This window comes from Alteromonas sp. AWM4_230, assembly GCF_056158305.1.
Map to the genome: position 1 here is coordinate 3766088 of NZ_JBSWTB010000001.1, position 18159 is coordinate 3784246.

16 protein-coding genes and 1 other RNA gene are annotated in these 18159 nt (G+C 43.3%); 2 read left to right on the forward strand and 15 right to left on the reverse strand.

Annotated elements, in window-relative coordinates; genetic code table 11:
• Positions 1-80 precede the first annotated feature (80 nt).
• From ACXACS_RS16245 to ACXACS_RS16285, 9 genes are all read right to left on the reverse strand, one after another.
• Positions 81-1346 (reverse strand): tetratricopeptide repeat protein, encoded by a 1266-nt coding sequence (locus tag ACXACS_RS16245; protein ID WP_474808112.1) that lies wholly within the window; start codon positions 1344-1346, stop codon positions 81-83.
• 2 nt (positions 1347-1348) lie between these two features.
• Complete coding sequence (locus ACXACS_RS16250) at positions 1349-1960, reverse strand: energy transducer TonB (protein WP_474808114.1); 612 nt, start codon at positions 1958-1960, stop codon at positions 1349-1351.
• A 1-nt stretch (position 1961) separates the two neighbouring features.
• Complete coding sequence (locus tag ACXACS_RS16255; protein WP_012517737.1) at positions 1962-2360, reverse strand: ExbD/TolR family protein; 399 nt, start codon at positions 2358-2360, stop codon at positions 1962-1964.
• 11 nt (positions 2361-2371) lie between these two features.
• Positions 2372-2896, reverse strand: a complete 525-nt coding sequence (locus ACXACS_RS16260) for a MotA/TolQ/ExbB proton channel family protein (protein ID WP_012517736.1) — start codon at positions 2894-2896, stop codon at positions 2372-2374.
• Between the two features lies 1 nt (position 2897).
• Positions 2898-4256, reverse strand: coding sequence for a MotA/TolQ/ExbB proton channel family protein (locus ACXACS_RS16265; protein ID WP_474808117.1), 1359 nt, complete (start codon positions 4254-4256; stop codon positions 2898-2900).
• A 6-nt stretch (positions 4257-4262) separates the two neighbouring features.
• A complete protein-coding gene (locus ACXACS_RS16270) occupies positions 4263-5024 on the reverse strand; it encodes a DUF3450 domain-containing protein (protein ID WP_118489934.1) in 762 nt (253 codons plus the stop codon).
• Between the two features lie 322 nt (positions 5025-5346).
• Positions 5347-6261: a class I SAM-dependent methyltransferase gene (locus ACXACS_RS16275; RefSeq protein WP_474808119.1), complete on the reverse strand. Its 915-nt coding sequence runs from the start codon at positions 6259-6261 to the stop codon at positions 5347-5349.
• Positions 6262-6365: 104 nt separating this feature from the next.
• Positions 6366-9008, reverse strand: a complete 2643-nt coding sequence (locus tag ACXACS_RS16280) for a TonB-dependent receptor domain-containing protein (protein WP_474808121.1) — start codon at positions 9006-9008, stop codon at positions 6366-6368.
• Between the two features lie 497 nt (positions 9009-9505).
• Positions 9506-10597, reverse strand: a complete 1092-nt coding sequence (locus ACXACS_RS16285) for a tryptophan 2,3-dioxygenase family protein (protein WP_474808123.1) — start codon at positions 10595-10597, stop codon at positions 9506-9508.
• A 323-nt stretch (positions 10598-10920) separates the two neighbouring features.
• Between ACXACS_RS16285 and ACXACS_RS16290 the strand changes: the two genes are divergently transcribed.
• A complete protein-coding gene (locus ACXACS_RS16290) occupies positions 10921-11226 on the forward strand; it encodes a late competence development ComFB family protein (RefSeq protein WP_179982700.1) in 306 nt (101 codons plus the stop codon).
• A gap of 15 nt (positions 11227-11241) precedes the next feature.
• Here the strand turns inward: ACXACS_RS16290 and ffs are convergent.
• Together ffs and ACXACS_RS16300 are read right to left on the reverse strand one after the other, a co-directional pair.
• Positions 11242-11338: signal recognition particle sRNA small type (ffs, locus tag ACXACS_RS16295), an RNA gene on the reverse strand.
• 86 nt (positions 11339-11424) lie between these two features.
• Positions 11425-12483 carry a Glu/Leu/Phe/Val dehydrogenase dimerization domain-containing protein gene (locus tag ACXACS_RS16300; RefSeq protein ID WP_474808124.1) on the reverse strand — a complete coding sequence of 353 codons (1059 nt, stop codon included), beginning with the start codon at positions 12481-12483 and terminating at the stop codon, positions 11425-11427.
• 319 nt (positions 12484-12802) lie between these two features.
• Between ACXACS_RS16300 and ACXACS_RS16305 the strand changes: the two genes are divergently transcribed.
• Positions 12803-13270 (forward strand): Lrp/AsnC family transcriptional regulator, encoded by a 468-nt coding sequence (locus ACXACS_RS16305; RefSeq protein WP_014948689.1) that lies wholly within the window; start codon positions 12803-12805, stop codon positions 13268-13270.
• Between the two features lie 44 nt (positions 13271-13314).
• On the opposite strand, the gene maiA is transcribed toward ACXACS_RS16305, so the two are convergent.
• The 4 genes from maiA to phhA all read right to left on the reverse strand — a co-directional run bounded on the left by maiA (position 13315) and on the right by phhA (position 18073).
• Complete coding sequence (gene maiA / locus ACXACS_RS16310; protein ID WP_474808126.1) at positions 13315-13968, reverse strand: maleylacetoacetate isomerase; 654 nt, start codon at positions 13966-13968, stop codon at positions 13315-13317.
• A gap of 174 nt (positions 13969-14142) precedes the next feature.
• Positions 14143-15153 carry a fumarylacetoacetate hydrolase family protein gene (locus ACXACS_RS16315; protein WP_474808127.1) on the reverse strand — a complete coding sequence of 337 codons (1011 nt, stop codon included), beginning with the start codon at positions 15151-15153 and terminating at the stop codon, positions 14143-14145.
• Between the two features lie 348 nt (positions 15154-15501).
• Positions 15502-17058: a transcriptional regulator TyrR gene (gene tyrR / locus ACXACS_RS16320; protein ID WP_474808129.1), complete on the reverse strand. Its 1557-nt coding sequence runs from the start codon at positions 17056-17058 to the stop codon at positions 15502-15504.
• Positions 17059-17272: 214 nt separating this feature from the next.
• Entirely contained in the window at positions 17273-18073 is an 801-nt protein-coding gene (gene phhA, locus ACXACS_RS16325) for a phenylalanine 4-monooxygenase (protein WP_474808130.1), read from the reverse strand.
• Positions 18074-18159 lie beyond the last annotated feature (86 nt).

Sequence of the window (18159 nt, forward strand, 5' to 3'; positions counted from 1 at the left end):
GTCTTACTTATCTTTTAAACACTACAAATTACTAGGCAAAAAAAAGCCTCCCGAGGGAGGCTTTTGGCTAAATCCGAATATTAGATATTAATACCGCGGTTTTTAGCTTTTTCCTTGATGTAAGGTTCCCACGCTGCCGCGTTACGGCGTAGCGAGCGATCTTTCTTAGCTTCTTGTACATGCTTGTATGCAGATCTAAAGTTGCCCGCGTAGAAATTCGCTTCCATAAGTGTGAAGTGAATCTTCTCAGGGTTCTCAGCGCCACGCTCTAGAGCATTCTCTAGTGCTTTGATAGCGCCTTTATAGTCTTCTGCTACAAGTAAAAGCGTACCTTGTTTACGATAATGCTCAGGGTCTGAACTCTTAGCCGCAGCTTGTGCATACAAGTTTGCCGCTGTTTTAAAGTTTTTAGCCTGGTGATATGCATTAGCAATGTTTGCAATCATATCAGCATCGTTCTTCAACAAGCCTTCTTTCATGTGCTTTTCAAGAAGCTTAGCAGCCTTATAAGGCATACCGTTACTTTGATAAAGCTGAGCAAGCGTTTTGATTTCTGAATCTTTTTCTAGATAACCCTGCATGTATGCAAGTTCTAGCGTTGAAAGACCCTTTTTGTAGTCTTCAACCAAGATATAGAAAAAGCCAAGACGCGACCACCAAGTCTTTTCCTGAGGGAAAGTAGTAACAAGATCTTCCGCTACAGAAACTGTTTCAGGGTACATCTTACGCTCGTAGTAAGAAGTTAGCTTAAGAACATAAGGGTTCTTGTTTGGCTCTTCATACAAAGCAATTGCCTTGTCTGCTGGCTCAATCATTTTAGCTAACTGCTTAGACTCAAAATAAGCTTGCGCTAGGCGAGTGTACACATCAGCATCTTCCTTACAGGTAAATTCCATCCACTTGTTATACCATTTGATGGCATCAGTGTACTTCTCTTCCTGCATGCTCAAATCACCTATCAGTTTAAGTGTTTGAGAGTGCTCTGTGTCGTTAAGTACTTTTGGCTCAACAGAGTCGACCAAATAGTTTAACGCCTTAACGCCCTGACCTTCTTGTGAAGCCAATAAGTTACCGATGAAACGTTTAACGTAAGCTTTATCAAAATCGTCTGAAGGGTCGATTTCATAAAGTACATTTAACGCTTCGGTAAGCTGGTCTTCATTATAGAATTCAAAAGCTTTTTGAACTTTCTTACCGGTACGCTCACCTACTAGCGTTGTTTTGCCCTTTTCATATCCAGGGCAAACAACAGGTGCCGACTGCGCTAGAGCAGCGGGTGCTGAAAGCACCGCACCTGCGCCTAGCACTAAAGCAACGGCTGACATTTTGAATGTACGTTTCATCATGATCATTGCTCCAGTTTAAAGTCTAGCTGTACGAACATGCCTGTCTGTCTAACTGGCTTGCCATCAACGATCTTAGGCTTGTATTTCCACTTACGTAGAGCACGACGTGCTTCACGGTCGAATACGCGCTTAGGTTCAGCTTCGATAACTTCGATATCTTCAACACCACCAACTTCGTTGATAGTGAAAGACAGTCTTACCCAACCTTCACGGCCATCACGGGCTGCATCAGGTGGATATTTCGGGTCGATACGAACGATAGGTGTAGCTTCACCGTCACGTTGCATTGCACCAACACCACCGATGTTTACACCAACACCACCTGTGTCGATAGCTGGAATAGCTAAGCTAAAGCCATCTGCATCAGGTTCCGCTGTTTCCGGCTCTACTTGCTCCATTTTAGGAGGCTGTGGAGGCGGAGGCGGTGGTGGTGGTGGAACACGAGTACGCGTTTGCGTCTGGTCGTCTGGTTCCTGCATTACAATATCGATAACCGGTGCAGGCGGAACTTCGTCTGCTGGTCTAGATGAGTTTTCAATCAACTTAGCCATTAGAACGAAAAGGGCAAATGCAACACCAGCACCTAAAAGTATAGATACAATTATACGTAACATCTTATCCCCTTGCCGCTACCGAGACTCGGTTAACGCCAGCGGCTTTAACCTGATCCATAATCTCAACTACTAAACCATGCTTTGCTTTAACGTCAGCTTGAATGATTACGTAGTCAGTTGGCTGCTCGGTAAGCAGTCTTTCAATATTCGCTCTTACGCTGTCCGGCGCTACTTCACGCTTATCTAGCCATACATTTCCGTCTTCAGTTACGGCGATGAAAATGTTTGCATTTTTGTGAAGAATCGCCTGGCTCGCATCTGGCTTGTTGACTTCGATCCCTGCTTCTTTAACGAAAACAGTGGTAACGATAAAGAAGATCAGCATGATAAACACGATATCCAACATGGGCGTCATGTCGATCTGTGCATCTTCTTCCTCGGTTCTGACTTTTCGAGCCATAATCTCTCTCTCTAATGATGTGGCAGGCTATCAACTAGCCCTTCTCTTGCCAGCTTCACTTTCGCTTCAAGACGCGAACTGATGAACAGTCCAGATAGCGCGGCTACCATTCCCGCCATTGTCGGGATAGTCGCCATAGAGATACCAGCCGCCATTAGACGTGCGTTGCTGGTGCCCTGTGTTGCCATTGTCTCGAAAACACTGATCATACCGGTTACTGTTCCAAGTAGACCGATTAGTGGACACATTGCAATAATGGTTCTGATAATCAGCATTCTAGCGTTTAGATCGTCTGACGCTTGAGAAATCCACGCGTCACGGATTCTATGCGCATACCATGATGTGGTATCTGCTCGGGCATCCCAATTCGCGATGATGTTTTTCTTCACCTTTGGGAAGACCGAGGTTAAATACCAGTAACGCTCAATCATTAAAACCCACATGAGAAAGAGCGCGGCAGCAACGAAGTAAAGTACGTCACCGCCGGTAGCGATAAAGTCCCTGACCGATTCGAATAATCCAATCAGGTAATTCATATTACGCTTTCTCCGACTCTGAGTGAGCAGCTACGATACCCGCAGTTTGCTCATCAAGAATGTGGATGATTGACTTGCTTCGAGAAGCTACGATGCTGTGAGTAAGGATTAGAGGCAGAGCCGCGATAATACCTTGAGCAGTAGTTACAAGAGCCATTGAGATACTTCCTGCCATCATACGTGGGTCACCAGTACCGAATAGTGTGATAGTTTGGAACGTCTCGATCATACCTAGTACTGTACCTAGTAGACCTAGTAGAGGAGCAATCGCTGCGAAAATCTTGATTACGTTGATGCCGCTTTCAATTTTAGGAAGCTCGCGAAGAATCGCTTCATCAAGTTTAAGTTCAAGGTTTTCTGCATCAGCAGTTTTGTTCTCTTGGTAAACTTTAAGAATACGACCTAGAGGGTTACCTTCAGATGGGCTGTTCACGTTTTTAAGCTGTGAACGCATTTTACCACCAGTGATGGTAAGCGTGATCATCTTATAAAGACCAATTAGTAGACCAACAGCTAGCATTAGCGTAATTGTGTAACCTACTGGACCACCCGCGTGATAACGCTCAGACATTGTCGCTTTTTGCTTCAATAGACCAAGGATACCGCCTTGAGAAGGGTCAGCGTAGAAAGGTGTGAAACCTGAAGTCGCGTCGATTAGATCTTCAGCAGACGCTACGAAGTGACCGTCTGGTTGACGACCTAGAGGCTGAACAACTTCAGACTCGGCGTCGTATGCTAAGTAACCATCTTCACCAACAAGGTTGAAAGTACCAATACGAACAACTTCTTGCTGTGAAGAACCGCCGTCTAGGTTAACTACTTCAGTAGTAAACTTAACAACTTCACCACCTTCAGTCATTTCTTTTTGAAGTGCGAACCATAGGTCTTCTAGTTCTTTAATGTTAGGAAGACCTTTAGAGTCTTCTGACATTTCCGCTAGGAACTGGCTGCGGCCAGGGAACTGTGCACTAACGATTGATGTAGAGATACGACCGTAAGCTTCAGAAGATGCTTGACGTACCACACCAAACATTTCACCAAGTGTACCAGTAGCTTGGTCAAGCTCAGCGGCTTTTTCGTTTAGTGCTACTTCGTTGTCTGAGAATTGCTTCTGTAGACGATCGCCACGGTCTTGCTCAGCTTTAAGGTTTGCTTGAGCTTTGCGTAGAAGCGCTTGCTTATCAGCACGTGCTGATTGGAACTCAGCTTCACGCTTTTTGTCTAGACGAGCTTCAGAAACACGGTTCTGTTGAACCTGGTCTAAAAGATCTTTCAGGCTCTTTGCTTCCTGAGCTTGCGCTCCGGTTGCCGCAACTGCAACTGTCGCAGCGGCTAAAAGAGATTTGAATACTGGTTTCATTAACAATTACTCCGCTGCGCTAATTGGTAGTTTAACAAGAGCCGCAGGAATGGTGCCGTTAGCCATTTTTACTGCGTCAATAGTTGAAGAAAGGTACTCATCACCTAGCTTCTCCCAAGTGCGGCTTTCATTGTTCCAAACCCATGCGTGCGTTTGGTCAAGAGAAAGAGCTAGTAAAGCTGTACGACCTAGGTTAAAGAAGTCAACAGTTACTTCAGTACCCGCATCATCGATAGTACCTTGGTAAGAATTGATCTTAGTGCCGTACTCAACTTCTACTAGGTAAGCTTCTAGTACCTGACGGAACTGCTCAGAAACAGTAACGTTAGAGTTAGCCATTAGGTCACGAAGACGCTCAACGCGCTGCAGACGCTCTTCCAAACGAATTGGACGGTCTAGCTTGATGAACTGCTCTAAGCTGTCAATCATACGGAACATAAGAGGAACGATGCCCTGCTTAGTTTGTTCGATGCTGTCGATTTGACGCTGTAGAGAGTCGATTCCACGCTGCTGGTCTGCAACAAGGCTAGCGATGTAATCGTTGTAGATTTTAAGGTTTTCTGTCTCATCTACTGTTTGACGATACTCAACAAGTAGTTCTTGAGACTGTTCAAACAACGTGTTGATTTTTTCTTGAGATTTCGCTGCAGCCGCGTGGATTTTCGCTTCTTCTTTATGAAGATCTTCAAGCGTATCTGCAGAGACTGCACTACCTGTTAGTGCGAAAGCACCCATAACAGTAGAAGCAATAAGAGTTCTCTTGCTCATTTTGGACATAGTTCCCAACCAAATTTCTTATTTGAATCCTCGCCGATAAGGAAAATATTCGGGCAAGGGGCGTATAAAACTTTCACAATTTTGTTTCAGGAATGTAGCTCTGACATTAATAGTCAGTACTACGAACGTGTTATATTCACATGGATTGCTCGGTAGAGTCAAGCTAGCAAAGTACTTGCAGCCGAGAAGTGGAGATTAATTGTTCACTCAGCGTCCAATTAATCACCTTTTATGCAATCTGTTTGTTAATAAATTAACCTGAAGGACATAATGCACATTAACATGCACAGCTAGCGGTTAAAAATACAACAAGTTACTGCCTTTTTATAGCACTAATAACTGTGCCTATTAAACCTCTTTTATCGGATATGTCTGAAACACTTATATCAACAAAATCGTTACACGTTAATTTACTTTTGAGTAACTTAATTTCTTCGGAATCGCTCGCAGCGTCGATTAAATCCGATAGTCTTACACCATGAGATGCTAATTCTTTATCGTACTCGACAAAAATCTTCTCTTTTTGTGCAATTGAAACTTTCGGATTTAAAACCGTCTTCAAAAGCTTCGGGAAATTTGTATCGTACAATGCTTGTTTATATTCACTGACGAGTTTTCCCACTTTTTCATTTAACTCTAACCGAATAGCTTCTTTATTCTGACTTGGCTTAGAAGATTCGTTTAACGCAGCCACTAATCGCTTTAGTGCCTCTAAAGGGCTACCCTTTTCTTGAAGTGTTTGTATAACTTTAAGAATTTGAAAATTTGGCTCAACAATAGCACTTTCTTTTCGGTGAACCACTACTCTTAATTTCCCACCCGGCCGTAATACCCGACTTACCTCATTTAATGTAAGATCCAAATTGCTGTATTCGATACCAAATTGGGAAACGACAGCTGTCACTTCATTATCTGAAAATGGGAGTGACTCAATATTCTGTTCTTGCAGGAAGGTGATATTAGTGTGTTTAAGACTATCGCCTATTTTTAAGGTTGCGTAATCAACACCGATATATTCGGGTTCGCGGAAATTACCTATATTTACGGCAAGATCGATAAGCGCGCCATTGCCTGTTGCAAGGTCTACGACTCTACCACCTTGAACGTTTGTCTCATCAAAAAACCTCAGCCATTGTTCAGCAAGCTCGCCTTCATAATTTTGACTTGTTGAATCGGCAAACGAGTTAACGTGACCTTGCTGCCAGTATTCACTCCAATAACTACTCATGAGAAGTACTCTTTAATCATATTAAAGACAGGATAAAGCTAATTTTCTTCCACCAAAATAAAAAAAGGCCGATTGCTCGGCCTTTTTTAAACTAGATTCTATGCTTAGAAGCTAACTTGGTAGTTAAGACGGTAGTCACGACCAAAGTTGTTGTACAGGTCTTGGTTATCCCATGTACCGCTTGATGAGAATACTGGATCTTCATCAGTTACGTTGTTAACAGCTAGCGTGATTGAACCGTAGTCAGCCATATCGAACGTATAAGTTACGTTATGGATTAACCAGCTATCAAGCTTACCGTTGATGTCGTATGGACCTACGATAGTGTTGCCGTCCGCATCTACAGGCGCTGTCTGGAACTCAGACGTGCTGTCTGTGTAAGTCATGTTCCAAGCAAGTGTATGCTCTTCAAAGCTCCAAACTGCAGTTGCAACTGACTTAAAGTCTGGGCTACCAGACCAACCAGCAATATCCTGAACGATGCCACCAACTTCCTGATCGTAAGAAAGTACAAAAGAGTTAACATTCTGGAAGCGGAAGTTACCGAATTCAGTTTCTAGGTTCGCATTAAGGGTGAAATCGATACCTTCAATTTCAAAACCTGCACCGTTGAAGTATGAAGTACCAGCTTCAACTAGAACACCAGATGCTGCACGCTTAAGGTAGAAAGTCTCGTCTGAGGTGTCTGTATCTACAGAAACCGCAGTGATTAGACCTGCAGCTTCGTCAGAAAGTAGATTCTGAAGCGTTTTCGCTTGAATTACGTTGTCAATCGATAGATTGAAGTAGTCAAGTTTAACACTAACGTTATCGTTAACGTCATATACAACACCAAAGTTTAGGTAATCAGACGTTTCAGCATCTAGGTCAGCGTTAGCTGTGTAATAAGTGTCGTACTGACGCTCAACAGTTGAACCGTTGTTATAGTCAATCGCATCTTCTGCAGAGAACGTACGAGCAGCGTTTAGAAGGTCAAGACCTGGTGCACGGAAAGACTCAGAGTATGAACCACGAAGTACTAGGCCATCAGCAACTTCCCAACGAGCAGACACTGCTGGTGACAGCTTGCTACCGAAGTCAGAGTAGTCATCGTAACGCGCTTTAATGTTTACTTCTACAGTATCAGATACTGGAAGAACAGATTCGAAGAAGATTGCTGTTACGTCACGGTCACCTTGAGATGAGTTACCTGCAGAACCACCGATTAGACCAGCTTCAGACTGACCGTCATAGATGTCAGCATAAGTTTGTTCAAAGAACTCAGCACCGAAGTAGTGAGCAACCATACCACCAGGTAGTTCGAACATGTCGAAACCGATACCCGCGTAGTATTGGTGGAAGCGTGAGCTAGACTCTTGAAGGGTCGTTGCTTTCATGTTTGCAACACCTTCGTCTGAACCTAGGTCGATACCATTTTGTTCGTTATATGCAAGGCCTGAGTAAGAAAGGTAGTACTGACCAACTGATTTGTTATCAGCCATGTTAAAGTGGTAGTAAACTTCCCACTCAGCATTGTTCCAGTCTAGCATGCCGCGAAGACCAGTTGTGTAGTCTTGGTTGTAGTCGTCTACGTTACCGTCTCGAGTACCGATACCAACCCAGCGGAATAGACCGTATGCACCGTCAACACCGTAAGGGTTGTGAGGGTTGTCAGCATCCATGTCAGTCCATGCAGCAGCAGGTGGAGCGTAACGACCAAATGATGAGTTTTGAACAACCATTGCTTGACCAAACCACTCAACATCTTCCATTACTTCGTAATCAGCACTTACATATAGTGTATTACGGTCAATTGATGCAGTGTTGTAAGATACGTTAGCGTACGCATACATACAGTACTCAGAACCTTCGCCCCAATCTTCATCAGCGTCTACACGGCGGAATGTATCTTCACCGTACTCAGAGATTAGGCTATCACAAAGAGGTGAAGCTTGAGCTTCTGCGAAGTCTGGAGACAATACAGTAGCACCGAAGTAAGACCAACCTACAGTATCAGCAGTGTATGCTTGGATATCGCCGTCGCCGTCGAAATCACCAATTTTTGCTTTGGTGTAGTCACGGTCTGCATCAGAAATACCTTCACGACGCTGGTGATCGAACGAGAAAGTTACGTTACCTTTGTCGTTAGAAATACCACCAACTACTGAGAACTCAGCAGAAGTTGTACCTTCGTCCTGCTCACGCATACCTGCGCCGATATTGAAAGTCAGGCCTTCGAAGTTGTCTTTAAGAATGATGTTTACAACACCAGCCATTGCGTCAGAACCATAGATTGAAGAAGCACCTTCAGTCATGATATCGATACGCTCAACCGCAGCCATTGGGATAGCGTTAAGGTTTGCAGAAGCACCACCTAGTGTAGGTGAACCTGGGAAGCGACGACCGTTAAGAAGTACTAGCGTACGACGAGAACCAGCACCGCGAAGGTTGATAGTTGCTTGAGACTGTGCAGAACTACCTGAACGCTCTGAGAACGAGCCGAAAGAGTTCAGTGAGCTTGAGCGAAGCGCGTCAGCAACAGTAAAGTCACCTTCAAGTTTAATATCAGCGGCTGTAATAGATACAACAGGAGCAGCGCCTTCTAGGTCACTACGCTTGATGCGTGAACCTGTTACTTCGATTTTTTCAACAGCAACAGCTTCTTGCTCTTCTTGTGCATTAACAGCACCTGAGAATGAAAAAGCGGACGCAGCACCAAACGCGCACGCTAGCTTGACTGATTTAGCCAGCTTAGAATTTGTAAACATGTATTGTCTCCCTGGACTTGAAAATACGTTTTAGCATTTCAGCATCGTCTTTATAACGATTTATTATTAGTAAGGTTTGGACCTCATAAAGATAATAAACATAAGCTCAATTCAGGGTCAATAAGGATCAGATAAACGGTTCTGAAAAGTTCAATTTTTTTTTCGAGGCCATAAAGAAAGTTGTAACAAAATAGCTACAAAAACGAAATAAAGTCTTTTATTACAATTAGATAAAATGTAAAAAATGCACCCAATTTATTTCTGATTATTTTTCATACCGCCCACCCAAACTGGTTATTATTTAACCTTCATAAGGTTAAATTTCGTACCGGAATTTAAATCCACAAGACAATTGAAAGGACACTTTATTTTTACTTAAAAACTTAAATTCAAATTTATTAGGCTAGACAACCCCAGATACTTCTTTTTACTTGGTCCCTACACGAACAGAAAAATGCTGAAGAAATCATAAGATAAAGTTAATAAATTAAGTTTGCTCATTGCTGTAAATAAAACCCCAAGTATTTACGTACCGCTTCAGGCAATTCAGGCAACGCACTTTTAGGTAATAAAAATGTTGCCATGTTGAAGAAATCTAGAAAGATACGATTGGACTCGGTGGTTTTCTTTAAATAGTGGTGACCAGAAGAGCCGCCCGTCCCTATTTTAGTACCTAGCATGCGCTGGACCATCATTGCATGCCGATAGCGCCATATCGTTAATTGTTCATCTACTTCAGTAAGTGCTGTGATAAGTTGAAAAGGAAGATTGAATATCGGCTCTTCCGAGTATTGCTTAATAAATAAAGCTGAGAGCATGGCCTTATGGCTTAAACGAAACTTATCTCCACCTCGAAGTTTTTCAAATCTAGTTTCATCAAACAAGGCATCGAAGTTTTCTCTAGTGGCTTTTAGGTCTTTCAGCTCCTGACGCTTTTCTGTCTGCGACAACATATCACTAGTAGAAATAGTGCTATGGTCATCTTTCAACATCTCGTCGGCAGCATTTTTATAGTATTGCCAAAAATCGAACCCTTCCGTTTTTAAAAGGGGCATGCGAGAAAGCCAATCATCGACCAATTCAAACAAGCTTGGTTTGCTTTCTAAACTTTCGAGCAGTGCCCGGTCCTTGTCAGTAAGCCGGTTATAAAAGCTTTGCTTGTCAAAATCGATCCTAAAGTCACGTTTTAAGCCGAGAGAAATTTCTAAACGTTTGAACTGGATACTCTGAAAGCCCGATGCGGGCACAAGATAATCTCGAAACGACAGAAATTGCTGCGGTGTCATGGTTTCCATAATGGCAATTTGGTCGTTCATAAGTTTTTGAATTTGTATGATTCGCTGCAGTCTGTGTACAACTAACGTTAACTGCTGATCTTTCACCGTTTCTTGGTTAAACGTATCAATAACGGCATTGAGTTCGTGAAGGACCTGTTTAAACCAAAGTTCGTAAACCTGATGTACGATAATGAACAACATCTCTTCGTGGGCCGCATCGCCGTATTTCTCACTTTGCAATTCTTGCGCGCCTAGTACCTTATCTAAATGCAAGTAATCGCCGTAGTAGCAGGGCTCTATATTTTTCTTCATTTTATTATTGCCTTATTACTGATTTGAACCGTGTAATACTAACACTGTCACCTCGACATCCCCAGAATACAAGCTATACATTATAAGGCGACATAGCTGAAGGTAATGTCGTATCGCTGTGGGCGTAAACGAATGTATCCATTACAAGTGTAAAGGCTTTATCTGAGCTAGAGGTTTTAATTAAGCTAAGGGTTTCTTAAAAGCTCAAAGGCTTTCTTGATCTGGGGCTCTTTTAAGCTTAAGGCTACTTGTGTAACGTATTGCTTGCATACTATTCAAAACGCTAAAGCACGATGCTTACAAAAACTATAAGGGGAACGAAGGTGAAACTAGACGACGATATTCACAATTATTACGAGCACTTGGTCTTAGAAAGAATTAGCAAACTTGGTCTTGATACGACCAAAAGCCCCGATTATTTGGCAGATTTGTGCTGTCTTGCGCTCAATCAGGTGCCGCCGCGTTATATTCGATACGAAGTTGATATGGCATTTTACCTGCCGCAAAGTGAACGCAATCAAATGGAAATGAATGTTGAGCACGCGATTAGCAAAGCACTGAAATATTTAGACGAAGCAGATAAAAGTAAGAAAGAAAATACGGAAGAAGGTATAGAAGAAGTAGAATAAGTGATTTGGGTGGCGGGCCTCCAGCCACATCCCGGCACATGAGTCGTCTGCTGCGGCTGCTCCCTTCCAGGCCTGACCGGGTTCACAGAGTATCATTGCGGGAGGACCAAAAGCCCACCATAGAAAATCGCATTCAAAGCAAAGTCATTCGCCCCTGCCTGAGTGCGGGGCGCATTATGACTATTTGGCCAAGAGTTTTCAACCCTTTATAGAAAATCTCTCTTCTGCAATTACGTTTGCGACACGGTTAGTTGCCGCCCCCTCTTGCTCAGCGCGGGTATAAATTTCTTTCAGCGTTTCGCCAATTTGTTCAATATGTGCGCGTAATGCTTCGTTCGAACTCGATTCCATACGCTGATGGAAGATATCAATAACACCGCCTGCATTGATCACATAATCTGGCGCATACAATATGCCGCGCTGTTGAAGCAGCTCTCCGATGTCTTCACGGGCAAGCTGGTTGTTAGCTGCGCCTGCAATCACTTTAGCTTTAATTGCCGGTAGCGTTTGGTCGTTTATTGCTGCCCCTAATGCACAAGGAGCAAGTACATCCACATCTAAACTTAAAATTTCCTCTGGCGCTACCGCAGTTGCGCCGAACTCACTCACCGCTTTCTCCACGCCTTCAGGATAAATATCTGCCACGTAAAGTTTAGCGCCATGTTCATGTAAATGCTTAGCAAGACGATAGCCAACGTGCCCCATTCCTTGAATGGCCACACTGACCCCATCCAAGCTGCGCTTCAAACCATATTCTACGGTAGCCTTTAAACCTACGAAAACGCCATACGCCGTGGATGGTGCTGGGTTTCCATCAGGAACTTCACCCGCATAGTGATACTGTGCTTTGACCCCCGCTATGTAATCAGACTCAGTTGCCATGGTTTGTAAATCTGTTACCGAAATACCCGAGTCTTCAGCGGTGAAGTATTTTCCACCCAGTGACTCGACAAATTTACCCATCGCTTTCATCATTTCCGGCGATTTTGCTTTTCGAGGGTCACCGATTATTACCGACTTGCCACCGCCAAGTTCTAAATTTGCCATTGCAGCTTTATATGTCATCCCTTTAGATAGTCTCAATACGTCAGTCAACGCCTCACCACTGTTAACATAGGGCCACATCCTACAGCCGCCAAGGGCTGGGCCGAGGTTAGTGTTGTGTACAGCAATAATGGCACTCAGGCCCGCTTTTTCCTCGTGATAAAACGCAACGTGTTCGTGGTTATCGAACTCTGGGTGATCAAAAACTGACATATTTTCCCTATTAATACTGTGATGAATTAAAACTTATCCAAGTCTGAGCTGTCACGAATTCTAGACGGTGCTCATTTGGAATGATGTGAGAGTCTGATAACAATTTGCGATACACTTATTGGTCTAGCGGCGGTACTGCAAAGATCATCGACATTTTGAAAAGTGTATCTGATAGTTCTGAGGACATGCCTTGCAAAGTTTGTTAATGAATTTTACAAACTGAAACGCAATAGAATTGAATACTATTTTTCTAGGATAGCTATCCTAGAATTTTTTTTGATATATAATAAACATCATAAAGACGACGGAAACAGTGTTAATGAAATTGGATAAGTTTGACCGTGAAATTTTGCGCGTCCTTCAGCAAGACGCCACGGTATCAATGGCAGATTTAAGTCAACGTGTTGGTTTGTCGCATACACCATGTTGGCGTCGCGTAAAGAGAATGGAAGCCGATGGAATCATCCTAGGTAAAGTTACTCTGCTAAACAGTAAGAAGCTTAATTTAGGTGTATCAGTTTTTATCTATGTCACGCTCAAAAACCATGACGGTGACTCGCTGACCGACTTTGAAAATGCGGTTCAAAACATTGATGAAATAGTAGAGTGCCACACCACAAGCGGTGAAAAAGACTATTTGCTGAAAGTGATAGTGGAAAGTATTGAAGAATACGAATTTTTACTTAAAACGAAATTGACCCACCTTCCTCTTGTGGACCACTTAAGTTCAACCTTCGCATTGAAGCAAGTGAAAAACACCACAGAGCTACCAATAAAACGTCAATAGCAAAAAGTTATGGGGTCAGAGTCATGACTCTGACCCCATACCATTCAAACTGCGTCGGTTTGACTCTCAGGTCTCGCCTTTTCAAATGCATTCAGCTCATTACAGTTGTTCGCTATTTTACTGATTAGCGGATAGCGGGTCATATCCACGTTAAAGCGCTGTGCGTTATACACTTGCGGTACTAAACAGATATCAGCAAGGGTAACGTCGAAGTCGAAACAATACCTACCAGCTTGGGTTTGCAGGCGCTTTTCAATTCCATCAAACCCTAACGCAATCCAATGCGCAGCCCAATTAGCCACATCATCCTGAGAGGCCTCAAAATTACCTTTAAGTGCATTTAACACTCGAAGGTTGCCTATGGGTTGAATGTCACAGGCAATATCTTGCGCTAACGCTCTTACTCTAGCACGCTCTGTTAAGTGCTCTGGCACTAGCCTGTGCTCACTCTCGTATCTCTCATCGAGATATTCAATGATAGCTAGCGATTGATTAAGAATGATATCTTCGTCTTCATCAACAAAAGTGGGGACAAGGTGTGCAGGGTTCAGCCGTGAATACTCACCGCTATGCTGCTCCCCGCCGTTATTGACAAGATGCACTGGCACATACTCGTACTCAACACCCTTTAAGTTAAGTGCAATTCGTGTTCGATACGTGGCGGTTGAACGCCAATAACCGTAAAGCTTGATGCTCATGGTAATACTCCATCAGTCAAACATGCAGCCGAGGAAAACGCTAATTGTTGCTATGCAACAACGCTTTACCCTCTATTAATGATTGGACGAAACACAACGACCAGCTTTACATATAAAAGCCTGTCAGTGAACAAAAAGCCGTTGCCCCTTTCGCCCCTTATCGATGCTTATTCTTTAGCTTAGCGGCTTTACCTGCTGCTCGATAGCACCGAATACTGAGTTACCCTTTGCATCTAGCATCTCAATTCGAATACGGTCACCAAACTGCATGAAAGGCGTAGAAGGTTTGCCATCCCGTATCGTTTCAATCATACGCACTTCGGCAATACATGAATAACCTACCCCACCCTCAGAAATAGCCGAACCATGATCTGTACCTTGCTTATTTGACACTGTACCAGAGCCAATAATTGCTCCCGCGCCCAAGTTTCTGCTCTTCGCTGCATGTGCAACTAGCTGACCAAAATCGAAGGTCATATCTTGTCCCGCTTCGGGCTTGCCGAACAATTCTCCGTTATAGGTTGAACGTAGCGGCAGATGAACTTTATTATCTTTCCAAGCATCACCTAACTCGTCTGGTGTTACTGCAACCGGCGAGAAGCTAAAAGCCGGTTTAGACTGAAAAAAGCCAAACCCTTTCGCTAGTTCACCAGGGATTAAACCTCGAAGGGATACATCGTTAACCAGCATAATAAGGCGGATGCGCTCTGAGGCTTGTTCTGGTGAACATGCCATCGGCACATCATCGGTAACAACGGCAACTTCGCCTTCAAAATCAATGCCCCAGTCGTCACTTGGCAGAATAATGTCATCAAAAGGCCCAATAAAATCGTCTGAACCACCTTGATACATGAGAGGATCGGTCCAAAAACTTTCGGGCATTTCTGCATTTCGTGCTTTTCTTACCAATTCAACGTGGTTTACGTAAGCACTACCGTCAGCCCATTGATACGCACGTGGTAAAGGAGACTCGCAGCGAGAAGCGTCGAACGGAACGCTTTCACAGGTGTCGTCATTAAGTGCTTGGTATTTCATTTGAAGCTGAGGCGCTATCTCTTTCCAATTATCCAGTGCGTGCTGCATTGTTTTTGCAATGTCCTTTGCACTGCAAGCGCGAGAAAGATCTTTTGACACTACCATCAGGCAGCCATCGCGGGTTTCATTTTTATAGGTCGCTAGTTTCATTGTTCGTTCCTCGACATATCTCTTTTGCTTGGCCCATTTGCCTAAGCTCTCGATTTGTATAATTTGAAATGAGAGTAGTCTTAAAGCGCCAGCAGATTGTAAGTATTATGTGAATACTGTTATGCCACTAGTTGGTACAACTTGAGAAGTGTTTGAGCTACGAAGTTTTGTTTGGCTGTAAGAAAGGGTGTACGCACAAAGTTGTTAATCGGTAACGAAAGGCGCGGATAGTCTGCTCTGCAAGCAATGTAAATTAATCGTAACGGATGCGTAGGGTTACTAGAAAGGCTCAAACTGTATTGCCCTTTGCCATTATGCGTGAACCAAAGGGCAATACTTTTTAGTTTGTTATAGTTTAACAGTCGCTTTGTTGATGCCATACTCTCGCAACTTATTGGCGATGGCAGTATGACTCAATCCTAGCTTTTTCGCTAATTGGCGTGTACTTGGATAGGAAGGGTATAAGCGCTTGAGCAGGTCCTTTTCAAACTTCTTCACTTCCTCATCTAGTGTTCCCTCGAAGTTCTCATCTATATAGGTAACACTAGGTGCACAGCTTGGCAGTTGAATATCTTCTTTGGTAATTTCCTTTCCATCTAGCAGTGATAATGCACGGTAAAGGGCATTTTGAAGCTGTCTTACATTACCAGGCCATGGATACTGCTGAAGGAAATCTACGCAAGACTTGCTAAGTTTTGCGGGACGGCGACCCAGTTTAGTACTGTGCTGTACAATAAAAGATTCGGCCAGCGGCACAATGTCCTGCCTTCTATCTTTTAAAGACGGCATTACTAAGCTCAACACGTTTAGGCGATAATACAGCTCTTTTCTAAATCGCCCCTCTTCCACCAGCTGACCTAAGTCTCGGCACGTAGTACAAATAAATCGCACGTCGACTTTCACCGGTTCCGAGTCTCCCACGCGTCTAAACTCACCGTCCTCTAAAACCCGAAGCAATTTGGCCTGAAGTTGTGAAGACATGTCGGCGATTTCATCAAGTAAAAGCGTACCGCCTTTTGCCTGTTCTAATAGCCCCACCTTAGCGCTTGGCTGGTTAAACGAACCAGCAGCGTAACCAAACAACTCAGTCTCTGCCACACTGTCGGGTAGCGATGCGCAATTGAGTGCTAAAAACGCCCCTTCACTGCGGCGGCTAGACTGATGACATGCTCTGGCAATCATCTCTTTACCCGTACCTGTCTCGCCGAAAATTAAAATAGGTGCGTCTAAATCTGCTATGCGCTTGGCTTCGTGAACCACTCGCTTCATAAAAGGTGACTGAGCAATAAAGCGGTCGAAACTGTCAGTTGGCGACTGGTGGAAAGCAGTAAACTGCTGGCCAAGGCGCATTTCCGATTTCAATATAACTACGGCGCCTGCCATAATCATATTTTGTTCACCATCTGGTACGGTGATCGGCAGCATATCGGCAAGATAATCCTGCTGAATAAACTTCACTTTTGAAGACTGTGGGCCTGGTGACTTTCCATCCATCCATTTAGTAAAGTTAAACCCCTTAACAATTTCACTAACTTCGGTACCGATGATTTCAGTGCTTGGCATTTCAAGCCCTGCGCTCACCGCTTCGTTACACAATAAAATATTGCCTTTTGCATCTATAGAGAAAACGGGATCAGGTAATGTTCTTAAAATTGCAGAAAGTTGGTTTTTCTCTCGCTCTCCCGGCATGAATAAAGTTGTTTTTACATCATCGATACCGTCGATGCGACGTATCTGAGGCATAAGATGCTGAAAATCAGCAAACTCAATGTTGGGAAAATTGAGGAAAATTTTACCTGCGGGATCAATTTCAATACCACGCAAATCTATTTCTTTGGTAACGAGGATATCTAAAACATCTTGAGTGATACCAAGACGGTCCTGACAGCTTATTTCTAGACGCATAGGGTGTTATAGCTTTATTGTAAACATATATGTACAGGATATCACACTTTTACAAAAAGATAACAAGATAAATGTTACAGAACTTTAAAATTGCGATAAGCAGCTTAGTTTGAGGCACAAACTACACAAGGACAAAGGACTAAACCCCAGAGACAAAAAAATGCCGCTTCGATGAGCGGCATCCTATATAAAACACATTTAATTAACAATAGCGTTAGCTGGCTTTTTTCTCTTTCGGTGGGAAAAGTGGGGAAAACAACCCTAACGATTTTGCTTTTTCCACGAGTGCCATGATGTCCATTTCTGCTAATTCAAACAAATGGTCGAATTCCGGCAGGATATAATAAAGAGGCTGCATAATATCGATACGATAAGGTGTTCGCAGAGCGTCGATAGCAATTAGTGGATTGCGTAACGGTGTGTCGCTGTCTAACGCATAAATAGTTTCGCCTGGTGAGGACAAGATACCCCCGCCATATATTTTTAACTTATCTTTGGCTCGCACTAGTCCGAATTCTACCGTGAACCAATAAAGACGCGCTAAGTAAACACGGTCTTCCTTACTGGCCGCTAGGCCCAACTTACCATATGTATGGGTAAAATGAGCAAAAGCTGGATTTGTTAAAAGCGGACAGTGTCCAAATACCTCATGAAAAATGTCGGGCTCTTGAAGATAATCAAACTCTTCTCGAGTACGAATAAAAGTAGCGACAGGAAATTGCTTGTTTGCCAGCAACCTAAAAAATTCACCAAAATTTATTAGCGCAGGCACTTCAGCAGTTTGCCACCCCGTTTTCTCCATCAGAACTTTATTGATGTCTGGCAACTGAGGAATTTCTTTTTCGTTCAATTTCAACAAATCAAGCCCGTCCAAATATTCTTGGCACGCTCTTTCTTTTACCAGTGGAATTTGTCTCGCATAAAGCTCCGACCAAATTTGGTTTTCTTCATCTGACCAATGAATAATGCCATTTTCATCAGATTCTCTCGACTGGTATTGCGTTGATTTTGGCATAACTTCTGTAACCAATAGGTGTGAAATAACTTACCTTTTAGTCTAATGAAATTCACGGCGCCGAAAAGTGGATGACCTCATGACAA

Bases quoted from the DNA above. Each gene is read 5' to 3' on its own strand.
- ACXACS_RS16285 (WP_474808123.1), bottom strand. From the start codon at position 10,597: ATGAAGAAAAATATAGAGCCCTGCTACTACGGCGATTACTTGCATTTA.
- ACXACS_RS16250 (WP_474808114.1), bottom strand. From the start codon at position 1,960: ATGTTACGTATAATTGTATCTATACTTTTAGGTGCTGGTGTTGCATTT.
- phhA (WP_474808130.1), bottom strand. From the start codon at position 18,073: ATGCCAAAATCAACGCAATACCAGTCGAGAGAATCTGATGAAAATGGC.
- ACXACS_RS16245 (WP_474808112.1), bottom strand. From the start codon at position 1,346: ATGATGAAACGTACATTCAAAATGTCAGCCGTTGCTTTAGTGCTAGGC.
- ACXACS_RS16275 (WP_474808119.1), bottom strand. From the start codon at position 6,261: ATGAGTAGTTATTGGAGTGAATACTGGCAGCAAGGTCACGTTAACTCG.
- maiA (WP_474808126.1), bottom strand. From the start codon at position 13,968: ATGAGCATCAAGCTTTACGGTTATTGGCGTTCAACCGCCACGTATCGA.
- tyrR (WP_474808129.1), bottom strand. From the start codon at position 17,058: ATGCGTCTAGAAATAAGCTGTCAGGACCGTCTTGGTATCACTCAAGAT.
- ACXACS_RS16265 (WP_474808117.1), bottom strand. From the start codon at position 4,256: ATGAAACCAGTATTCAAATCTCTTTTAGCCGCTGCGACAGTTGCAGTT.
- ACXACS_RS16270 (WP_118489934.1), bottom strand. From the start codon at position 5,024: ATGAGCAAGAGAACTCTTATTGCTTCTACTGTTATGGGTGCTTTCGCA.
- ACXACS_RS16280 (WP_474808121.1), bottom strand. From the start codon at position 9,008: ATGTTTACAAATTCTAAGCTGGCTAAATCAGTCAAGCTAGCGTGCGCG.
- ACXACS_RS16260 (WP_012517736.1), bottom strand. From the start codon at position 2,896: ATGAATTACCTGATTGGATTATTCGAATCGGTCAGGGACTTTATCGCT.
- ACXACS_RS16305 (WP_014948689.1), top strand. From the start codon at position 12,803: ATGAAATTGGATAAGTTTGACCGTGAAATTTTGCGCGTCCTTCAGCAA.
- ACXACS_RS16300 (WP_474808124.1), bottom strand. From the start codon at position 12,483: ATGTCAGTTTTTGATCACCCAGAGTTCGATAACCACGAACACGTTGCG.
- ACXACS_RS16255 (WP_012517737.1), bottom strand. From the start codon at position 2,360: ATGGCTCGAAAAGTCAGAACCGAGGAAGAAGATGCACAGATCGACATG.
- ACXACS_RS16315 (WP_474808127.1), bottom strand. From the start codon at position 15,153: ATGAAACTAGCGACCTATAAAAATGAAACCCGCGATGGCTGCCTGATG.